The organism is Allobosea sp. GW821-FHT03A12 (assembly GCF_058986765.1).
In genome coordinates, this window is sequence record NZ_JBYSVZ010000001.1 from 173,971 (window position 1) to 192,625 (window position 18,655).

Here is an 18,655-nt window from a genome sequence, read left to right on the forward strand (position 1 = left end):
CCGTGCAGTCTGCTTTTAGAATGATTCGGACAAACGAGATGTGCTCGTAAAAGACAGTGGGAGGTTCCGCGTGAAGGCGGATCTGTCGCGCAGAAGCTTCCTCAAGGTCGGTGCCGCCGGCGTTGCCCTCAAGATTTCCCTGCTGCCCTCGGTGACGCAGGCCGAGTTGATCGAGACGCCGCCGCGCCCGGGCGCCGATTGGCTGACTGCCCGTGGTAGGCCGAAATACCGGCTCGACGCCATCGCCAAGGTCACCGGCGGCAAGACCTTCACCCGCGACTATCGCGCCCGCGATCTCGACGGCTGGCCGAAGCAGCAGGCGCACGCCTTCATGCTGCATGCGACTCGGGTCGACCGCGTCTTCGACGGCGTCGACCTTGCCTTGCTCGGCGACGAGCTCAAGCCCGACCGGCTGGTGCTGCAGGAAGACCTCGTCACCGACGGCGTCGCGATGCCGGCGCCCTGGCCGGGCTTCTATGGCGACGTCTTCTTCGTGCCGAAGGGACAGACGGCGCGGCTGCTCGGCCAGCCCGTCGCCATGCTGATCTATCACGACTTCGCCCGCTATGACGCGGCCAAGCGCAAATTGCGCTTCAACGACAAGGTCGTGCGCTACGGCCCTGAGGGGCCCTCGACCACGCCCGGCCCCTATGGCGCGGCGCGCTATGTCCGGATCGACGGCGGCAATCCCGATGCGGAGGACCGCTATTCCGCGCTGAAGGACACGACGATCCGCGCCGGCTTCAAGGGTACTGAGCCGCAATGGCCTGCCGCCGGCGAGGGCGACGCGATGGCGCGCGGCATGGCGGCGGCGGCCGAGATCGAGCGCGAGATCGCCAATGCCGGGGACGACGTGCTGGTGCTGCGGCGCTCCTATTCGACCCAGTCGGCCGATGCCTCCGCCATGGAGGCTGACAACGGCAATGTCTGGTACGAGCGCGGGACCGGCACGCTACATGCGCTGATCGCGACGCAGTCGCCGCATGAGGTCGCCGAGATGGCGGCCCATATGCTGGCGAAGTCGAAGTTCTCGCTCGGGAGCATCGACCTCAGGATCGGCTACACCGTCGGCTACGGCACCAAGGACCACGCGCTCTTCCCGTTCTTCTGCGTGCTCGCCGGCCTCTATGGCGAGGGCCGGCCGGTCCGGCTCGCCAATGACCGCTATGAGCAGTTCCAGACCGCGCTGAAGCGCCATGCCTTCCAGATGGAGAAGGTCATGGTGATCGACCGCAAGACCGGCAAGTTCCGGGCGATGACCGGGCGCTACCAGAACGACGGCGGCGGGCGCGAGAACTTCTCGGTCTCGGTTGGCACGGTCGGGGCGACGGCGGCGCAGTCGATCTATTATCTGCCGAAAAGCGATTTCTCCGCCGCGATCCTGTCTTCGCGCGCCGTCGATGCCGGCTCGATGCGCGGCTACGGCACGCTGCAGACCATGGCAGCGACCGAGATGATGGTCGACGAGGCCGCCGAGGCGCTCGGCTTGGACCCGATGGAGTTCCGGAAGCGCAATGCGCTGAAGTCCGGCATGAAGAACTCGCAGGGCGCGATCCCCTCGGGAGCGCTGCGTCATGACGAGATCCTCGCGAAGGCGGAAAAGCACCCGCTCTGGACCGGCAGGCAAAAGCGCAAGGCCGAGTTCGAGACGGCCAACCCCGGCAAGAAATACGGCGTCGGCTATGGCCATGTGCACAAGGACTACGGCACCGGTGCCGAGGCTGCGCTCTGCGCGCTCGAATTCGATCCGAGCGGGCGGCTGAAGCTGTCGCATGTCGCGCACGAGATCGGCACGGGCGCCACGACCTCGCAGGCGGTGATGGCCGCCGCCATCCTCGGCAAGCAGCCCGACGAGACCGTGTTCGGCAAGGTGCGCTGGCCGCAAATGCCGCTGGAGACCACCGACGAGCCCTATACGCTGTCGCAGGAGGAAGAAGACAGGCGGATGGCCAATCCGCGCTGGACGCCGAGCTTCACCTCGCCGATGAGCGCCTCCAACAGCGTCTATTATCTCGGCCATGCGACGCGCGAGGCGGCCCGGGCGCTGATCGAGCTCACGATTTGGCCGGCGGCACGCTCGCTCTGGTCGCGCGGCATTGGCGGCGGCCAGATGGCGCCGGAAGCGGTACGCCGCGAGGATCTGCGCGTCACCAATGGCGGGATCACGGCGGCGGCGATGCAGCCGCTGTCCTTCGCCGCGGTCGCCGCCGAGGCGCACCGGCTCGGCCTCGTCACCGGCATCACCGTGCACAGCTTCAATCGCTGGCAATGGGCCGAGGCCGAGTTCGAGCTGCCGGGAACCGGGCGTCGGCGCTTCGCCATCGATGCGCTGTCGGTGAAATATGGCGACGGGGCGCCGGCCGAGCGCAAGGCGCTGATGACGGAAGGAGGCTGGCATTTCGTCGAGCGTGCCTCGGTCGCCTATCCGCCGGCGCAGCGCAACAATGCCGGCGTCACCTATTACGCGCCGATGGCGACATTGGCCGAGATCGTCGTCGACACCGCCAGCGGCGAGGTCAGCCTGCTCTCGCACCACTCCATCCTCGAATGCGGCAACCAGATCGTGCCGGAGCTGGTCTCCGGCCAGATCCAGGGCGGGCTCGCCATGGGCATCGGCCACGCCTTGAAGGAGTACCTGCCGCTCTATGAGGACGGGCCGGGCGACGGCACCTGGAACTGGAACCGCTACGAGTTGCCGACCTCCAGGGATGTCGCGGTCTGGAAGCAGACGGCCGAGGTGCTGCCGCCGCTCTCGGACACCGACCCGCCCAAGGGCATGGCCGAGGTGGTGATGATCGCGGTCGTGCCTGCGATCGTGAACGGCGTCGCCCATGCCATCGGCAAGCGCTTCTACACCCTGCCGCTCACGCCGGAGAGGATCAAAGAGGCGCTGGCATGACGATCCCGACCAAGCAGCTCTCCCTGACCATCAACGACAAGGCCGTCGGTCCGATCGACGTGCCCGAGACGATGATGATGCAGGACTTCCTCTACGAGTACCTGAACCTGACCGGCTCGCGCATGGGCTGCGGCCAGGGCATCTGCCATGCCTGCACCGTGGTGCTGGAGAAGGCGGACGGCTCGCTCGAGGAGATGCGGACCTGCATCACCGGCGCGCACTGGTTCGCCAGCCGCAAGGTCAGGACCATCGAGGGCCAGGCCAAGCGGGATGCCAATGGCGCGATCACCGAGCTCTCGCCAGTCCAGCAGGCCTTCATCGAGCATTTCTCCTTCCAGTGCGGCTATTGCACGCCTGGTTTCGTCACCGGCGCGACGGTGCTGCTCGACCAGTTGAAGCGCAATCCGGTCAGGCGCGAGGCGCTGGAGCAGGTGATCAGCGAGGCGCTCGACCGCCATATCTGCCGCTGCACCGGCTATGTCCGCTATTTCGAGGCGGTGCGCGATCTCGTCCTCAGGACTCCCGGCTTGGTGAAGGCGTAAGGCTGATGGCGAGGAAGCTGCTTCTGGCCGCCCTGGCGGTCGCTGTCGTCGGTGCGCTCGCGGCGGGGGCGGTCTTCCTCGGCCTGTTCGAGCGCAGCGTGGTCGCCAAGGAGATCGAGCAGCCGCTATCGGCCGAGCAGATGAAGGGGCTCGCCAAGCGCGGCGCCTATGTCGCCGTCGCTGCCGATTGCTATGCCTGCCATGTCGTCAAGGGCGGCGCGCCCTGGGCCGGCGGCCTGCCGTTCGAGACGCCGCTCGGGACGATCTTCTCGACCAATATCTCACCCGACAAGGAACATGGCATCGGCAATTGGAGCCGCGCCGAGTTCCACCGCGCGGTGCGCGACGGCGTCGGCAAGCACGGTCATCTCTATCCGGCGATGCCCTACGCCTCCTATCGCAAGCTGACGGCTGATGATGTCGACGCGGTCTACGCCTTCCTGATGAGCCGCGAGCCGATGAAGGTGGCGAACAAGGCCAACCACATGCCGTTCCCGCTCAACATCCGGCAGGGGCTGACCTTCTGGAACCTGGTCAACCTCTCCTCAGACACGAAGACCGAGGTCGCCGGGCGCTCGGCGCTGTGGAATCGCGGCCGCTATCTCACCGACGCGCTCGCCCATTGCGGCGAGTGCCATACGCCGCGAAACCTCGCCATGGGCATGAAGGAGAGCGCCTATCTCCAGGGTTCGGAGCTCGAAGGCGTGATCGCGCCTGATATCACCAAGGCCGGGCTGACGCGGATGGGCTTCGACCCGCTGGTCTTCGCAGGTTTCATGAAGTCGGGCATCTCGGCGCAGGGTGCGATGACCAACCAGATGTTCGAGGTCGTCCACTTCTCGACGCAGTATTTCACCGCCGAGGATCTCGCCGCGATGGCGGCCTATCTCTTCGACCTCGACAAATTGCCGGAGAGCGCGACCCCGCCGGCGCCGCCCAAGCCGGTTGCCGTCTCCGCCGAGGTCGCGGCTTCCGCACGCGCCAGCTATCTCGCGGTCTGCGCCAGCTGCCACGGCGTCGAAGGTCAGGGAATTCCGCATGTGGTGGTGCCGCTAGCGACCAATGCCTCGCTGCGGCTGGCCGATGCGCGCAACCTCAACAAGGTCATCCTGACCGGCATCCCGGCCCAGCGCTTCCCTGGGCTGGAGCGCATGCAGCCGATGCCGGGCTTCGCCGGGCAGCTCTCCGACCAGCAGGTCGCCGATCTCTCGAACTGGCTGCGGGCGAGCTGGGGCGGGCAGCAGCCGAGCGTCACGGCGGACGAGGTCAAGCGGTTGCGCTGAGCCGGAGGGCGCTTGCGCAGCCTGTGGGCCTCACAAGGTCCGCGCCAGGCGCGGGTCGAGCATGTCGCGCAGGCCGTCGCCGATCAGGTTGATGAACAGCACGGTCGCTCCGAGGAAGAGGCTCGGATAGAGCACGACCCAGAAAGCGAGCTGCACGACATTGCGCCCCTCCGAGATCACGCTGCCCCAGGTCGGCGTGGTCGGCGGAATGCCGAGGCCGAGGAAGCTGAGATAGGCTTCCGACAGGATGGCAGAGGCGCAGACGAAGCTCGCCTGCACGATCAGTGGGGCGATCGTGTTCGGCAGCACATGCCGGATCAGCAGGCCGGGAAAGCGCACCCCGCTCAGGCGTGCCGCCTCGATATAGGGCTGCTCGCGGATGCTCAGCACGACGGAGCGGACGAGGCGCACGACGCGCGGAACTTCGGGGATCGCGATCGCCACGACGACCGTGGTGATGCTCGGCTTGACGATGGCGACGAGCGCGACGGCGAGCAGGATGCCGGGGATCGCCATCATCCCGTCCATGATCCGCATCAGGACCGCATCGGCGACGCGGTTGAAGCCGGCGATCATGCCGATGGCGAGGCCGAGGCAGACAGACAGGGCGGCGACGCCGATGCCGACCGTGAGCGAGACCCGTCCGCCCCAGATGACGCGGCTGAAGACGTCGCGGCCGAACGGATCGGAGCCGAACAGCCAGGCATCGCTCGGCGGGCGTAGCCTCGCCGCCGGGTTGATCGCGACCGGGTCATGCGTCGCGATCAGCGGCGCGAACACAGCGAGCAGGATGATCGCCGCCAGCCCGATGCAGCCGAGGATGAAGAGAGGGTAGCGCCGGAGCCAGTACGTCAAAGTCCGGCTGCGGGCGCTCTTGCGAGGGGCCTCGATGGCGATGCTCATGGGCTCGTCCTCAATAGCGGATGCGCGGATCGAACAGCGAATAGGACAGGTCGATCAGGAGGTTGATCAGCACGTAGAGTGCCGACAGCACGAGGATCACCCCCTGCAGGATCGGGAAGTCGCGGCGGATGATCGCGTCGATCATCAGGCGGCCGATGCCGGGGATGGCGAAGACGGTCTCGGTGACTACGATGCCGCCAAGCAGCGAGGAGAGCCCGATGCCGACCATCGTGACGATCGGCACGGCGGCGTTCTTCAGCGCGTGCACGGCAAGGATGCGCGGCGTCGCCATGCCCTTGGCGCGGGCGGTGCGCATATAGTCCTGGTTCAGCACGTCGAGCACCGTCGCCCGGGTCATCCGCGTCAGCAGGGCGATGTAGATGAAGCTGACGGTCAGGCTCGGCAGCACGATATGCGGGAAGAACTTCGCCGGTCCCGCCGACATCGGCTGGTAGCCGCGCACCGGGAACCATTTCAGCTCGACCGAGAACTTGAAGATCAGGAGATAGCCGATCAGGAAGATCGGCATCGAGAAGGCGATGACCGCGAGCGTCATGATGAGCTGGTCGATCCAGCTGCCGGCCTTCCAGGCGGCGATAACGCCGAGCGGGATCGCGACGATCACCGCGAAGGTCATGATCGTCAGGCCGATGATCAGGGTCGGCTCGATCCGCTGCGCGATCAGTTGCGCCACCGGCATCTGGTTGAACAGCGATGTCCCGAGATCGCCTTGCAGCACCTGCCAGAGCCAGCCGAGGAATTGCTCGGCGATCGGGCGCTCCAGGCCGAGCTGCTCGCGGATGCGGCGCAGATCCTCGGGGGTCGCGAGGTCGCCGCCGATCAGCGCGGCCGGGTCGCCGGGCGTCAGATGCAGCAGCATGAAGACGATGACCGCGACGGTCGCCATCACCGGGATGGTCGCGAGCAGGCGCTTGAGGATATAGGCCAGCATCGATGTTTTCCGTTCCTCAGGGCAGGCCATGTCCCGCGCCGCCGATCTTGCGGGCCGCCGGCGCGATGTGTGGCTGCTGGAGATGGGAGGCGGCGCACGCGGGAGGCGCGTGCCGCCGGCCGCTCACTTCTTGCCGACGTTCCAGAACAGCGGGATCGGCGAGTCGATCAGGCCCTCGACCGATTTGCGGTAGGCGGTGAGCTGCTTGTACTGGCCGGTCAGCCCGTAGATCGAGGCGGCGTAGGCCTCCTGCTGGATCTTGTCGGCGATCGCGCCCTGCTCGGCCTCCGGCGCCTTGAGGAAGGCGGCCCGCAGCGTCTCGATCGCCTCGTTCTTGGGCCAGCCGATCGAGGCCTTGCCGACGCCGCCGGCGCGCAGGGCGTTGTTGAGGAAGGGCACCGAATAGTTGGTGCTGTCGGCATATTGCGGGCCGATGTTCCAGCCGCCCTGCGCGATCGGCTCCTGCTTCAGCATCAGCGCGAAGATGGTGGCGCCGTCCGTCGCCCGGAGCTCGACATTCATGCCGATCGCCTTGAGGTTGTCGAACAGCACGACGGTGACCGGATGCAGGATCGCGTCGTCGACGGCGTCGAGCAGCACGACCTTCTCGCCCTTGTAGCCCGAGGCCACGAGCGTCTTCTTCGCCTCGTCCAGGTTCTTCTTGAACAGCAGCTGGTCTGGCGCGAGGTCCCGGCCGAAACGGGTGCCGCAGAAATAGAAGCTGCGGCAGGGCTCCCAGCTGCGCTTGTCGTCGCTGAGGACGCGCAGATATTCGCCCTGCTCGATCGTCTGCAGAACGGCGCGCCGGACCTTCTCGTTGTCGAAGGGCGGATGGATATGGTTGAAGCGGATCATCGTCTGCATGCCGAAGGGATCGACGGCGCGGACGGTGATGTCCTTGTCGTTCTGCAGCGTCGGCAGCAGGTCGGAGGGCGGATGCTCGAGCCAGTCGACCTCGCCGGCCAGCAGCGCGGCGGCGGCGGTGGCGCCGCTCGGGATGAACACCCACTCCATGCGCTCGACATTGGCGATTTTGCCGCCGGACATGAAATCGGAGGGCTCGGAGCGGGGCTTGTAGCCCTTGAACTTCTTGTAGACCGCCTTGTCGCCCGGCATCCATTCGTCGCGTGCGAACATGAAGGGGCCCGAGCCGATGGTCTCCTTGATCTGCTCGAAGCCGCTGGTCTTGGCGATGCGCTCGGGCATCATGAACGGCACCGGCGAGCCGGTCTTGGCCAGCGCTGAGAGCACATGGCCGAACGGCTCCTTCAGGATGATCTCGAAGCTGTCGGCTCCGGTCGCCTTGATCTCGCCGGCCGCAGCGATCAGCGCCTGGCCGATCGAATCGCGCTGGCCCCAGCGCTTGATCGAGGCGACGCAGTCGGCCGCGGTGACGGGCATGCCGTCGTGCCAGGTCAGGCCCGGCCGCAGCTTGAAGGCGTAGCGCAGCTTGTCGTCCGAGACGGTCCAGGTCTCGACCATCTGCGGCTTGACCTGGAATTTCGAGTCGAAGGCGAACAGCGTGTCGTAGACGAGATAGCCATGGTTGCGGCTGTTGTATTCCAGCGACCAGATCGGATCGATGACGCGCAGATCGGTTGCTGCGGCGAAGCGGAAGGTGTCCTTGTCCTGCGCAACGGCGAGTGTCGCCATGCTGGCTGCGACCACGACGCCAGCGGCGCGTAGGGCACGCGCAAAACTTGTCCGGATGTTCATTGTTGAGCTCCTCACCTGAACGAGATCACGGGTCGCGCGCTCTGCGGCGTTTGATCGACCTGTGTCGGTGAGGAAGGCTCGATATAACGAGGATTGAGACCCTCGCTATCGCCAACCGCCTGATCTTTGAAGCCTGAGGCCATGCCTCGGGAATGTCAAGCATTCTCCGATAGTTGCGTCAATCCGGAGCCGACACCTTGCGGTAGAGTGAGCCGGCCCTCCGCAGCCTCCAGGCCGGAGAAGGGATCATCGAGCAGATGATCGAACTCGGCGAACTCGACGGGGTAGTGGAAGGACGGCAGCGCCGCAGCCAGGTGCAGGCATTGGGCCGCGATCAGGCGGGGGCCATAGGCGGTCCCGACCCGATAGGCCCGCCCCGCCGCTTCGCAGATCTGCGCGGCAATGAAGACCTTGCCGATCCCGCCAAGCACCGAGCTCTTCAGGTTGAAGCTGTCGCAGGCGCCCTCCGCGATCAGCGTGACGATGTCGCGCAGCGAACGAATAGCTTCGTCCGCCTCGACCGCGATCGGGCTGCGCTGCGAGACGAAAGCGAGACCCGGGACGTCTGCGGCGGGAACCGGCTGCTCGACGAGGTCGACGCCATGACGGGCGATACGCTCGATCATGCGCAGCGCGGCCTTCGGCGTGTAGCTCTGATTGGCATCGGCGGAGAGCCTGACGGCCGGGCCGACGCTTTCGCGCACCGCCCTGACGCGGGCCTCGGCGAGATCGGCATCACCGTCGACCTTCACCTTGAGGCAGCGATAACCGAGCCCGGCGAGCCTGGCGGCATCGGCGGCCATGCCCGGGGGATCCTTGAGCGGCAGGATGCGCTGGAGCTCGACGCTCTGACGCCGCGCGCCGCCGAACAGCACATGCAGCGGCACGCGTAGGGTCCGCGCCGCCAGCTCATGCAGCGCGCTGTCGATGCCGGCCTTGACCGCCTCGTGCCCGGACAGGGCCTTGTCGAGGCGATCCCGCGTCTGGGCGTAAAGCAACGGGTCGGCGCCGAGCAGAATAGGACGGAGCACTTCGATCGCGGCCTCCGATCCCGTGAGATCGTCGGCATAGAAGGCCATCGCCTCGACATGCCCCTCGCCGACGAGGCCGGACGCTGTGCGCAAGGTCACGATCAGCCCGTCGAGGCGCGGGATGCCGCCCAAGGCAAAGCGCCAGGCCGGATCCTGCTGCGGCTGGACGCAGCGCCTGACCTCGACGGCGACGATCCGGTCGGCCTCAACGGATGGGGTAGCCATGATCAAGGTGCTCCTGGCGGCTCACCGAGCCGAGAAAATTCAAGATCTCGCGGTTGTAGAGCTCCGGCACTTCCCACCAGGGCGAATGGCCGGAATCGGGCAAGATGGCGAGGCGCGCGCCGGGAATACGGCTGGCGATCAGGCGCGCATTGGCCGGTGGGGCGTAGAGATCGGCATCGCCGGTCAGGACGAGGACCGGAAAGTCGAAGCGCTGCAGATCGGCCCAGCGGACGCGGTTGGCGAAGCGCAGGGGAACGCGCTCGACACCGGAGCGCGCCAGCATGGCGTTCCAGCGCGCGAGGCCTTCCGGGCATTGCGCCCGGTAGGATGGTCCGAGTTCGCGGAAATCATGCGGGAGCTGTTCGAACTCAGATGGGAGCAGCCTATGCAGCATCGCCTGATAATCGTCATCCACCAGCCCGACGATGCTGCTGGAGATGACGAAGCTGAGCAGGCGCTGCGGATGCGAGGCGGCAAAGTCGGTCGCAACCATGCCGCCGGCGGCAGTGCCGACCAGGTGGAAGCGCTCCAGCCCGAGCGCATCGACGAGCCCAAGCAGGTCGCTCGAGGCCGGCGTCATCGCTGCTGCGTCGCCATCGTCGGAGCCGAAATGCCCGCGCCGGGAATAGCCGATGACGCGATAGCCGGCTTCGGCGAAGACCGGCCATTGCAGATTCCAGCACTCGCCGCTGCCGGCTGAGGCGTGCAGCAGGACGATGGCGGGGCCATCGCCGCCCGTATCCCAGACCCATAGCCGGACGCCGTCGCCGACATCGACATGGGCTTCGCGCCCCGAGCGGCTTGGGGAGAGGGCGGCGTTCACTGGTTCAGTCCGCCTTGAAGGCGATCGCGTCGGCCTCGATCAGCCAGGCGGGATTGGCGAGACCGCCGACCACGAAGGCCGTCGTCGCCGGCGGCTTGTCGGAGAAGTAGCCGTTGCGGATGCCGGCATAGCCGATGATCTCCTCGGCGCTGCGGCAATAGGCGGTGATCTTGACGATGTCGTCGAAGCTCATGCCGGCCGAGGCGAGGACCGCGCCGATATTGTCCATCATCTGGCGAACCTGGTCGTCGAAGGCTTCCGGGATCGAACCATCGGGCCGGACGCCGACCTGTCCGGCGATGAAGAGCTGGCGGCCCGGGCCGCGGGTCTCGACCCCGTGCGAATAGAGATTGCGGGCGGGCGGCGCGAGCGTGTCGGGATTGTGCTGGAGCGTGGTCATGGTCGTCTCTTGCGGTTGGAAGGGATGGGCTCAGGCGCCGACCTGGCTGACGAACTTGGTCGAGAGATAGGCTTCGAGCCCCTCCGTGCCGCCTTCGCTGCCGTAGCCGGAATCCTTGATGCCGCCGAACGGGGTCTCGGCTGCGGCGAGGCCGAAATGGTTGATCGAGACCATGCCGCTCTCGAGCCCATCGGCGAATTGCGCGGCGCGCCTCGTCGAGCGGGTGAAGGCGAAGGCGGCGAGGCCAAAGGGCAGCGCGTTGGAGCGTTCGATCGCCTCGTCGACCGAGCCGACCCGCACCAGCGCCGCAATCGGCCCGAAGGGTTCGTCGCGCATGATCCTCGCGCTGTTGGGCACATCGGAGAGTACGGTCGGCTCGAAGAAGAAGCCCTCATTACCGATGCGGCGGCCGCCGGTTTCGAGCCTGGCGCCGTGCTGGACGGCGTCGGCGACGAAATCCTGGAGGGCATCGAGCCTTCGGGCATTGGCGAGCGGGCCCATCTGCGTGCCCTCGGCCGCGCCGGGGCCGACCTTGACTGCCTTGGCCGCTTCGGTGAAGGCGGCGCGGAAGCCGTCATAGACGGCATCCTGCACATAGAAGCGCGTCGGCGAGGCGCAGACCTGGCCGGCATTGCGGAATTTCAGGCCGACGCCGAGCTTCACCACCGCGTCGAGATCGACATCGTCGCAGACGATGAAGGGGGCGTGGCCGCCTAGCTCCATGGTGGCGCGCTTCGCCTGTGCCCCCGCCAGCGCGCCGAGATGCTTGCCGACCGGGACCGAGCCGGTGAACGAAACCTTGCGGATCACCGGCGAGGCGATCAGCCGCTCCGAGATTTCGGCGGGCACGCCGAACAGGATGTTGAGTACGCCCTCGGGCAGGCCGGCCTCCTGGAAGCATTTGGCGAGCTCGATGCAGGCGGAGGGCGCTTCTTCCGGCGGCTTGGCGATGATCGAGCAGCCGGCGGCCAGCGCCCCGGCGATCTTGCGGACGAGCTGGGCGAGCGGGAAGTTCCAGGGGCTGAAGGCTGCGACCGGGCCGACCGGTTCCTTGACCACGATCTGGCGGGCGCCGGGGATGCGCGAGGGGATCACCCGGCCATAGGCGCGACGACCTTCTTCCGCATACCATTCGATGTGCTCGGGTGCCGTGGCGGCTTCACCACGCGCCTCGGCGAGCGGCTTGCCCTGCTCGCGGGTCATATGCTGGGCCATCACCTCGGCGCGCTCGCGCACCAGCGCGGCGGCGCGATGCAGGATGCGCGCGCGTTCGAGCGCGGTCATAGTGCGCCAGGTCGCAAAGCCCTTCCGCGCAGCCTCCAGGGCGGCGTCGATATCGGCCGCCTCGGCGAAGCCGAGCTTGCCGATCACTGCGCCGGTGGCGGGGTCGACGACGTCTCCGGTGCGGGACCCGGATGGCGCGCGCCAGCTGCCGGCAATGAGAAGGGGCTTGTCGAGCATGATCCGATATCCTGCGTTGGAAGCTTGGGGCCGCTGCTGCGCGGTCCGGTGATTGGTCAGTGAGAGGTGCGGGCGCTATTCGAGCTTGACCCCGATCGAGGCGATCAGCGGACCCCATTTCGCCCGCTCGGCCTTGATGAAGGCGACGAATTCGTCCGGAGAGGTCGGCGAGGAGATCGCCTCCTGGCTCTCGAACTGTTTAATCAGCTCGTCCGAGCGCAGCGTCGCCAAAGCGGCGGCGTGGATCTTGCCGGAAACCTCGGCCGGCATCCCGGCCGGGCCGACCAGCCCGTACCAATTGTCGGAGACGACCTTGGGAAAGCCGACCTCGGCGGTGGTCGGCACATCCGGCAGAGCCTTGATTCGTCTCTCGGTGGTGACGGCCAGGGCGTTGACGCTGCCGGCCTGGATTTGCGGCAGCAACACCGGGATATCGGCCGTGACCATGTCGATATGGCCGGCGATCAGGTCGTTCACGGCCGGCGCGGCGCCGCGATAGGGCACATGGGTGATGTCAATCCCCGCTTCGACCTTGAACAGCTCGCTGGCGAGATGGGTGATGCTGCCGAGCCCGGCCGAGCCGAAATTGACCTTTCCGGGGTTCTTCTTCGCGTAGGCGACGAGGTCGGCGAGGCTCTTGAGACCGAGCTTGGCGTTGGTGGTGATCACCTCCGGAACGCGCGACACCAGAGTAAGCGGCGTCAGGCTGGTCTCCCAGTCGAACGGCATCTTCGGGACCATGAACGGCACGGTCGAGAGCGCGGCCGCGCCGGCAAGAGCGATCTGGTAGCCGTCCGGCCCGGCCTTGGCGATCGCGTCGATGGCCGGCAGTCCCGCCGCGCCGCCGGGGCGGTTGTCGATGACCACCTGCTGGCCGAGCCGGGCGCTCATGCCGCTGGCGAGTGTGCGGGCGAAGAGATCAGCCGGGCCGCCGGCCGCAAAGGTGACGATCAGGCGGATCGGCCTGACGGGATAGCCCTGCGCGCCGGCGCCGCGCGGTGCCAGCATGGCCGCTCCGGCCGTCGCCATGAATCTGCGCCTGTCCATCTCGATCCTCCTCCTGTTTGTGGTTTTCCGGCTCTGGCGGCGCGGATGGTCACGAAGGCTGCAAGGCGGGCTCGCGAATGGCTTGAGCTGCAGGGAGCCGCGCCAGCGTCGCCCGGTATTCCCCGGCGATCCGCGCCACGAGCTCACCGGCCGGGACGATGTCGTCGATGAGCCCGGCGCTCTGCCCGGCCTCGACCTTGCCGCCCTCGATGTCGCCGTCGAAGGCGGCGAGCTTGAGCGAGGAGCGTTGAAAGAGGTCACGCCGTTCCTCGTCGGGACGCCCAGTGCGCTCGGCCGCCGCCATCGCCTCGGCGAAGCGGTTGCGCAGCACGCGGATCATGCCGAAGCCGCGGCCGACCACCATGGTGTCGGAGACCGAAGCCGCGACGACGCGGCGGCGGTAACCGTCATGCAGACGCGCCTCCGGCGTCGCCATGAAGCGGGTGCCGAGCTGCGCGGCGTCGGCGCCCAGCGCCAGCGCGGCCGCAAGGCCCTGGCCGTCGGCGATGCCGCCGCCGAGCACGATCGGCAGCTCGGGCACCGCCTTCGCCACGGCGCGACCTATCACCAGTGTCGAGACCAGCTCGGGCGGCGGATGGCCGCCAGCCTCGCCGCCGACCACGACGAGGCCGTCGACGCCCTTGGCCGCTGCCTTTGCGGCATGGACCTCGGAGGCGACGACATGCAGGCAAAGCGTGCCGATTGCCTTGAAGCGATCGAGATAGCGATCCGGCCCGCCCTGCGAGGCGATGATGACCGGGACACGTTCCTCGACCAGCAGGGCGAGGATGTCCTCGACCTCCTTGCGGTAGAGCGGGACGTTGACGGCGAAGGGCCGCTCCGTCTCGGCGCGAACGCCGGCGATCGCCGCCTTGAGGTCGTCGCGTCGCATCGGCCCGGCGGCGATGACGCCGAGCCCGCCCGTACCCGAGACTGCCGCCGGCAGCGCCGCGCAGGAGGAAGCCCAGCTCATCCCGGCCTGGACGATCGGCAGGTCGATGCCGACCAGCCGGGTGAAGCGCGTCTCGATGCGCAGGCTCTCGATACGCGTGTTCATGCCACCGCCTCGAGGCCGAAGAGCTGGCGCGCATGGGCGGCGAGCTTGTTCTTCTGGACCTTGGAGCTCGCGGTCATGCCGATCTGGTCGAAGCTCTCGACGATCTCGACATAGCGCGGCACCTTGAAGCCGGCGAGATGCTCCTTGCTCCAGGCGATGATCTCGTCCGGCGCGAGCGAGGTGCCGCTCGCCAGGATCACGAAAGCGGCGGGCACCTCGATCAGGCGCTTGTCGGGCACGCCGACGACCTGCGCCTGCTGGATGCCGGGATGGCGGTGCAGCACGTTCTCGATATCGGCCGAGGCGACGTTCTCGCCGCCGACCCGGATGATGTCCTTGGCTCGGCCGACGAAGGCGAGCCGGCCATCGGGCGAGAAGCGGCCGAGATCCCCAGTGCGCAGCCAGCCATCTTCGCTGAGGACCGCGCGGGTCTCCTCGGGCTTGGCGTAATAGCCCTGCATCACATTCCAGCCGCGCGCATAGATCTCGCCGACTTCCCCGGGGCCGGGTTCAGGGCCGTCCTCGGTCGCACGGATTTCGACCTCGACGCCGGGATGGATGCGCATCCAGCCGGCGATCCGGTCGGCGAGCGGATCCCACCAGGCGGCGGTGCAGATGTTCGGCGAAGCTTCCGACTGCCCGTAGCAGACCGCCATCTCGGTTGCGCCGAGCTGACGCGCGATGCGCTCCATCACCGAGGGCGTCGCCGCTGCCCAGCCGCCGCGCAAGGAGAGCTTGCGCTGGGGCAGATCGGGATGGTCGAGCAGCATCAGGAAGATGGTGTCGTTGCCCGACATCAGCGTGCAACGTTCCTCCTCCATCAGGCGCAAGGCATCGCCCGGCTCGTAGCGCTCGCAGCTGACGAGACAGGCGAGATGCTGCAGCGAGGCGATCACCGCGAGCGTGCTGCCGGCGACATGGAAGAAGGGGCGGGGGCTGAAATAGCGCTCGCCCGAGCGCAGGCCGAAGAAGCGCCCGGCGGAATAGGCGTCCCAGGTCATGTTGCGATGGGTCAGCACCGCCCCTTTCGGGAAGGAGGTGGTCCCGGAAGTGTATTGGATCAGCAGCGGGTCATCCGCTGTCGGCACGGGCTCCGGCACTCGCTGGCCGGCGCCCGCCTTGAGGAAATCGGCGAAGCTCGTCGCGCCCACTGGGACGGTCTCGCCGAGCACGACGACGCGGGTCAGCTTGGGCAGGGCCGTATCAGGCAGCGCCTTGTCGACCGCCGGGCAGATCTGCCTGAGGATCTCGACAAAATCGATCTTGAGCAGCCGGTCGGTCATGAACAGCAGCGAGACGTCCGACTGCCGCAGCGTGTAGGCGATCTCCTCAGCCTTCAGCCTGGTGTTGACCGGCACGGTGACGGCGCCGAGCCGGGCGATGGCGTGGAACAGCACGATCCAGGGAATGCTGTTGCCGAGGCAGATGCCGACATGATCGCCCTTGCGAACGCCATGTGCGGTGAGGGCGGTCGCGACCTCGTCGACCCGCGCGGCGAGGGCGGCATAGCTGATGCGTTCGCCATTGCAGACGACGGCCTCTTCCTTGCCGGCGAGGCGCACGGCACGCGCCAGGGCTTCCGGCAAAGTGTCGGCGCAGCCGAACAGATCGGATGGCAGCTCGCTGGCGCTCATGAGTTCTTTCCCTGTGCGTCGCGTTCGGCGAAGGCCTCCAGGCCCTTGCGCCATTCGGTGTCGGCGAGCGCGCGCTCGATCGCGGCGAGCTCGATGCGGATGCCCGTAGCGAGATCGGTCTTCTCGCCGAGCTCGATCGATTGCTTGGCGAGGGTGAGCGCCAGTGCCGGCGCCTTGGTGATCTCGGCGAGCAGCTCCGTGACGGTGGCTTCCAGTTCGTCCGGTTTGACGATGCGGTTGACGAGGCCGGCGGCCAGGGCGTCCTCGACCGGCCAGCGCCGCGCCGTGAACAGCAGCTCCTTCGCCAGCCTTTTGCCGACGACGCGCTGCAGGCGTTGTGTCGCGCCGACCGTGCCCCAATGCGCCTCGGGGAAGGTGAAGCTTGTGCGCTCGGAGGCGATGATGAAGTCGCAGGCCATGGCGATCTCGCCGCCGGAGCCGACCACGGGTCCATCGACGACGCAGACCACGGCCTTGCTGGAGCGCTCGATCGCATCATAGGCGGCGAAGGAGGCGAGCCGGCGCTGCCGCACCCAGATCTCGTCCTTGCCCTTGCGCTCCTTGAGGTCCGCCCCGGCGCAGAACACCGGGCCGGCGCCATCGACTCGGACGATGCGGATCGCCGGATCGGCCTCGATCGCCTCGAACACGGCACGCAGTTCCCGACACATCGTCAGGTCGAGCGCGTTGCGTGCTTCGGGACGGTTCAGCGTCACCCGCAGGATCGGGCCGTCGGCGGAGACCGCCAGGCGCTCGAAGGTTATGCCGGACAGGCTCTGGCTCATGCGCCTATCTCCTTCAGCCCGAATTCGGCGGCGAGGGCGGCGCTGTCGGCGCCGTGCAGCGGCGGGGTGCCGAGGGACGGGGCGTCATAGCCGGTGAAGCGCAGCGGGTTGCGCAGCGCCGGGAAGGCGCCGGCCGTCGGATGCTGGAACTCCGCCACCATGCCGCGCGCCTGCACATGCGGGTCCGCCAGTGCCTGCGCGACCGTGTTGACCTCGCCGGCCGGGACGCCTGCCGCCCGCAGGGCTTCGGCGACATCGGCGCGCTTGCGCCCGGCCAGGGCCTCGCGCATCGCCGCCATCACGCGCTCGCGCTGCTTCACCCGTTCGGCATTGCGGGCGAGGGCTGCGTCGGCAGCAAGTTCGGTGAGCCCGAGGACCGAGCAGATCGCCTGCCAGTGCTGGTCGCTTCCGCTGATATGGAGCCACTCATCGCCGGCGCAGGCGAAGGCGGCGGAAGGGACGCGGCCGGGATGTTCGGTGCCGGTGCGCTGCGGGTCCTCGCCGAGGGCGAAGAGGCGCGCTGCGGCGATGGTCAGCAGGCTGATCTGGGTATCCAGCATCGAGAGATCGACATGGCAGCCCTTGCCGCTGCTGGCGCGGCCGACCAGCCCGGTCAGGATAGCGACAGCGTTCCAGAGCCCGGCCGTCAGGTCGGCCATCGGCACGCCGACCTTGGCGGGCGGGCCATCGGGATGGCCGGTCAGCGCCATCACGCCGCTCAATGCCTGGAAGATGGTGTCGTAGCCGACGCGGTCGCGATAGGGACCGCTCTGGCCGAAGCCGGTATTGGAGACGTAGACGAGCCCGGGCTTCTCCTTTGCGAGCTCGACATAGCCCAGCCCCATCTTGTCCATCTGGCCCGGCAGGAAGTTCTCGAGGACGACGTCGGCCTGAAGCGTGAGCGTCTTCGCGGCGGCGCGGCCGGCCGGCGTCTTCAGGTCGAGGGCGATCGATTCCTTGCCGCGGTTGAAGGCGAAAAAATAGGCGCTTTCCTCGCCGACGCGTGGCTCCCATTGCCGGGATTCATCGCCCGTGCCGGGGCGCTCGACCTTGATGACCCTCGCGCCCATCTCGGCCAGGATCATCGTCGCCATCGGCCCGGCGAGGACGCGCGAGAAGTCGATGATGGTGATGCCGTCGAGCGGTCTCATGCGCCGTCCCCGTCGCGGAAGCTGCGCATCAGCGCGTTGATGTCGCGCCCGGCTGCCATCGCCGCCTCGAAGGGCAGATCGGCGACGCGGTAGAACAGCCGTTTGGTCGCCTCCATCGCGACGGGCTTCACCTTGGCCCAGCCCTCGGCGATGGCGATGGCCTCGGCCAGGACGTCTTCCGGCGCCACGACCTTGTTGACGAAGCCGAGCCGCAGCGCCTCCTCGGCGCCGACCATCCGCCCGGTGCTGACCAGCTCGAAGGCGAGCTTGCGACCGACGGCGCGCTGCAGGCTCGTCATCACGATGGCGGGGACGATGCTGTGGCGCAGCTCGGGATAGCCGAATTTCAGGTCGCTGCCGGCGACGACCATGTCGCAGCCGATCGCAGTGCCGGCGCCGCCGCCGACCGCGACGCCCTGCACAGCGGCGACGATCGGCTTCGACAGGCCCGGCAGCAGCATGTGCAGCCGCGTCGTCAGATCGGCGCGAGCGACCACCGCCTTCTGGTTTGCTGGGGTGAGATCGGCGAATTCCTTGAGGTCGGCGCCGGCGCAGAAGCCGCGCCCGGCGCCAGCCAGGACGACCGCCCGGATCGCCTCGTCATCCTGCGCTGCCAGCAGTGCATCGAAGAGCGCCTGCGTCAGTGCCGTATCGAGCGCATTGAGCTTGTCGGGCCGGTTCATCGTCAGGATGCGGACGGCGCCGCGAGTCTCGACGAGCAGCGGGGCTGGGGTTTGGGACATGGT

The 18,655-nt window shown here is 67.7% G+C and carries 16 protein-coding genes; 3 read left to right on the plus strand and 13 right to left on the minus strand.

The window, feature by feature from the left end:
* The first annotated feature begins 70 nt into the window (after window positions 1-70).
* Genes AC3WLC_RS00830 through AC3WLC_RS00840 form a run of 3 tightly spaced genes read left to right on the plus strand, consistent with a single transcriptional unit; the run spans window position 71 to window position 4,724 of the window.
* Window positions 71-2,899 (plus strand): xanthine dehydrogenase family protein molybdopterin-binding subunit, encoded by a 2,829-nt coding sequence (locus AC3WLC_RS00830; protein WP_493682055.1) that lies wholly within the window; start codon window positions 71-73, stop codon window positions 2,897-2,899.
* The gene (locus tag AC3WLC_RS00835) at window positions 2,896-3,441 is read left to right on the plus strand and encodes a (2Fe-2S)-binding protein (protein ID WP_493682056.1); all 546 of its coding nucleotides are present in this window, start codon (window positions 2,896-2,898) and stop codon (window positions 3,439-3,441) included. The genes AC3WLC_RS00830 and AC3WLC_RS00835 overlap by 4 nt, the downstream gene beginning before the upstream one ends.
* A 5-nt stretch (window positions 3,442-3,446) precedes the next feature.
* A complete protein-coding gene (locus tag AC3WLC_RS00840) occupies window positions 3,447-4,724 on the plus strand; it encodes a c-type cytochrome (protein ID WP_493682057.1) in 1,278 nt (425 codons plus the stop codon).
* Between the two features lie 30 nt (window positions 4,725-4,754).
* Here AC3WLC_RS00840 and AC3WLC_RS00845 read toward each other — a convergent pair whose 3' ends face one another.
* The 13 genes from AC3WLC_RS00845 to AC3WLC_RS00905 form a co-directional block, all read right to left on the minus strand.
* Window positions 4,755-5,627 carry an ABC transporter permease gene (locus AC3WLC_RS00845; protein WP_493682058.1) on the minus strand — a complete coding sequence of 291 codons (873 nt, stop codon included), beginning with the start codon at window positions 5,625-5,627 and terminating at the stop codon, window positions 4,755-4,757.
* A gap of 10 nt (window positions 5,628-5,637) precedes the next feature.
* Entirely contained in the window at window positions 5,638-6,579 is a 942-nt protein-coding gene (locus AC3WLC_RS00850; protein ID WP_493682059.1) for an ABC transporter permease, read from the minus strand.
* A gap of 123 nt (window positions 6,580-6,702) precedes the next feature.
* Window positions 6,703-8,295: an ABC transporter substrate-binding protein gene (locus AC3WLC_RS00855; protein WP_493682060.1), complete on the minus strand. Its 1,593-nt coding sequence runs from the start codon at window positions 8,293-8,295 to the stop codon at window positions 6,703-6,705.
* Window positions 8,296-8,450: 155 nt separating this feature from the next.
* Entirely contained in the window at window positions 8,451-9,551 is a 1,101-nt protein-coding gene (locus AC3WLC_RS00860; RefSeq protein WP_493682061.1) for a mandelate racemase/muconate lactonizing enzyme family protein, read from the minus strand.
* Entirely contained in the window at window positions 9,532-10,374 is an 843-nt protein-coding gene (locus tag AC3WLC_RS00865; RefSeq protein ID WP_493682062.1) for an alpha/beta fold hydrolase, read from the minus strand. Before AC3WLC_RS00865 ends, AC3WLC_RS00860 begins: the two co-directional genes overlap by 20 nt.
* Window positions 10,375-10,378: 4 nt before the next feature.
* Window positions 10,379-10,774: a RidA family protein gene (locus AC3WLC_RS00870; RefSeq protein WP_493682063.1), complete on the minus strand. Its 396-nt coding sequence runs from the start codon at window positions 10,772-10,774 to the stop codon at window positions 10,379-10,381.
* Between the two features lie 30 nt (window positions 10,775-10,804).
* Window positions 10,805-12,238 (minus strand): NAD-dependent succinate-semialdehyde dehydrogenase, encoded by a 1,434-nt coding sequence (locus AC3WLC_RS00875; protein WP_493683111.1) that lies wholly within the window; start codon window positions 12,236-12,238, stop codon window positions 10,805-10,807.
* A gap of 72 nt (window positions 12,239-12,310) precedes the next feature.
* Window positions 12,311-13,282, minus strand: coding sequence for a Bug family tripartite tricarboxylate transporter substrate binding protein (locus AC3WLC_RS00880; protein WP_493682064.1), 972 nt, complete (start codon window positions 13,280-13,282; stop codon window positions 12,311-12,313).
* Between the two features lie 49 nt (window positions 13,283-13,331).
* Window positions 13,332-14,339, minus strand: coding sequence for an NAD(P)H-dependent flavin oxidoreductase (locus tag AC3WLC_RS00885; RefSeq protein ID WP_493682065.1), 1,008 nt, complete (start codon window positions 14,337-14,339; stop codon window positions 13,332-13,334).
* Entirely contained in the window at window positions 14,336-15,973 is a 1,638-nt protein-coding gene (locus AC3WLC_RS00890; protein WP_493682066.1) for an AMP-binding protein, read from the minus strand. Before AC3WLC_RS00890 ends, AC3WLC_RS00885 begins: the two co-directional genes overlap by 4 nt.
* On the minus strand, window positions 15,970-16,758 hold the full coding sequence (locus tag AC3WLC_RS00895; RefSeq protein ID WP_493682067.1) for an enoyl-CoA hydratase/isomerase family protein: 789 nt from the start codon (window positions 16,756-16,758) through the stop codon (window positions 15,970-15,972). The genes AC3WLC_RS00890 and AC3WLC_RS00895 overlap by 4 nt, the downstream gene beginning before the upstream one ends.
* Entirely contained in the window at window positions 16,755-17,909 is a 1,155-nt protein-coding gene (locus AC3WLC_RS00900; RefSeq protein WP_493682068.1) for a CaiB/BaiF CoA transferase family protein, read from the minus strand. Before AC3WLC_RS00900 ends, AC3WLC_RS00895 begins: the two co-directional genes overlap by 4 nt.
* Window positions 17,906-18,652 (minus strand): enoyl-CoA hydratase/isomerase family protein, encoded by a 747-nt coding sequence (locus AC3WLC_RS00905; protein WP_493682069.1) that lies wholly within the window; start codon window positions 18,650-18,652, stop codon window positions 17,906-17,908. Before AC3WLC_RS00905 ends, AC3WLC_RS00900 begins: the two co-directional genes overlap by 4 nt.
* Window positions 18,653-18,655 lie beyond the last annotated feature (3 nt).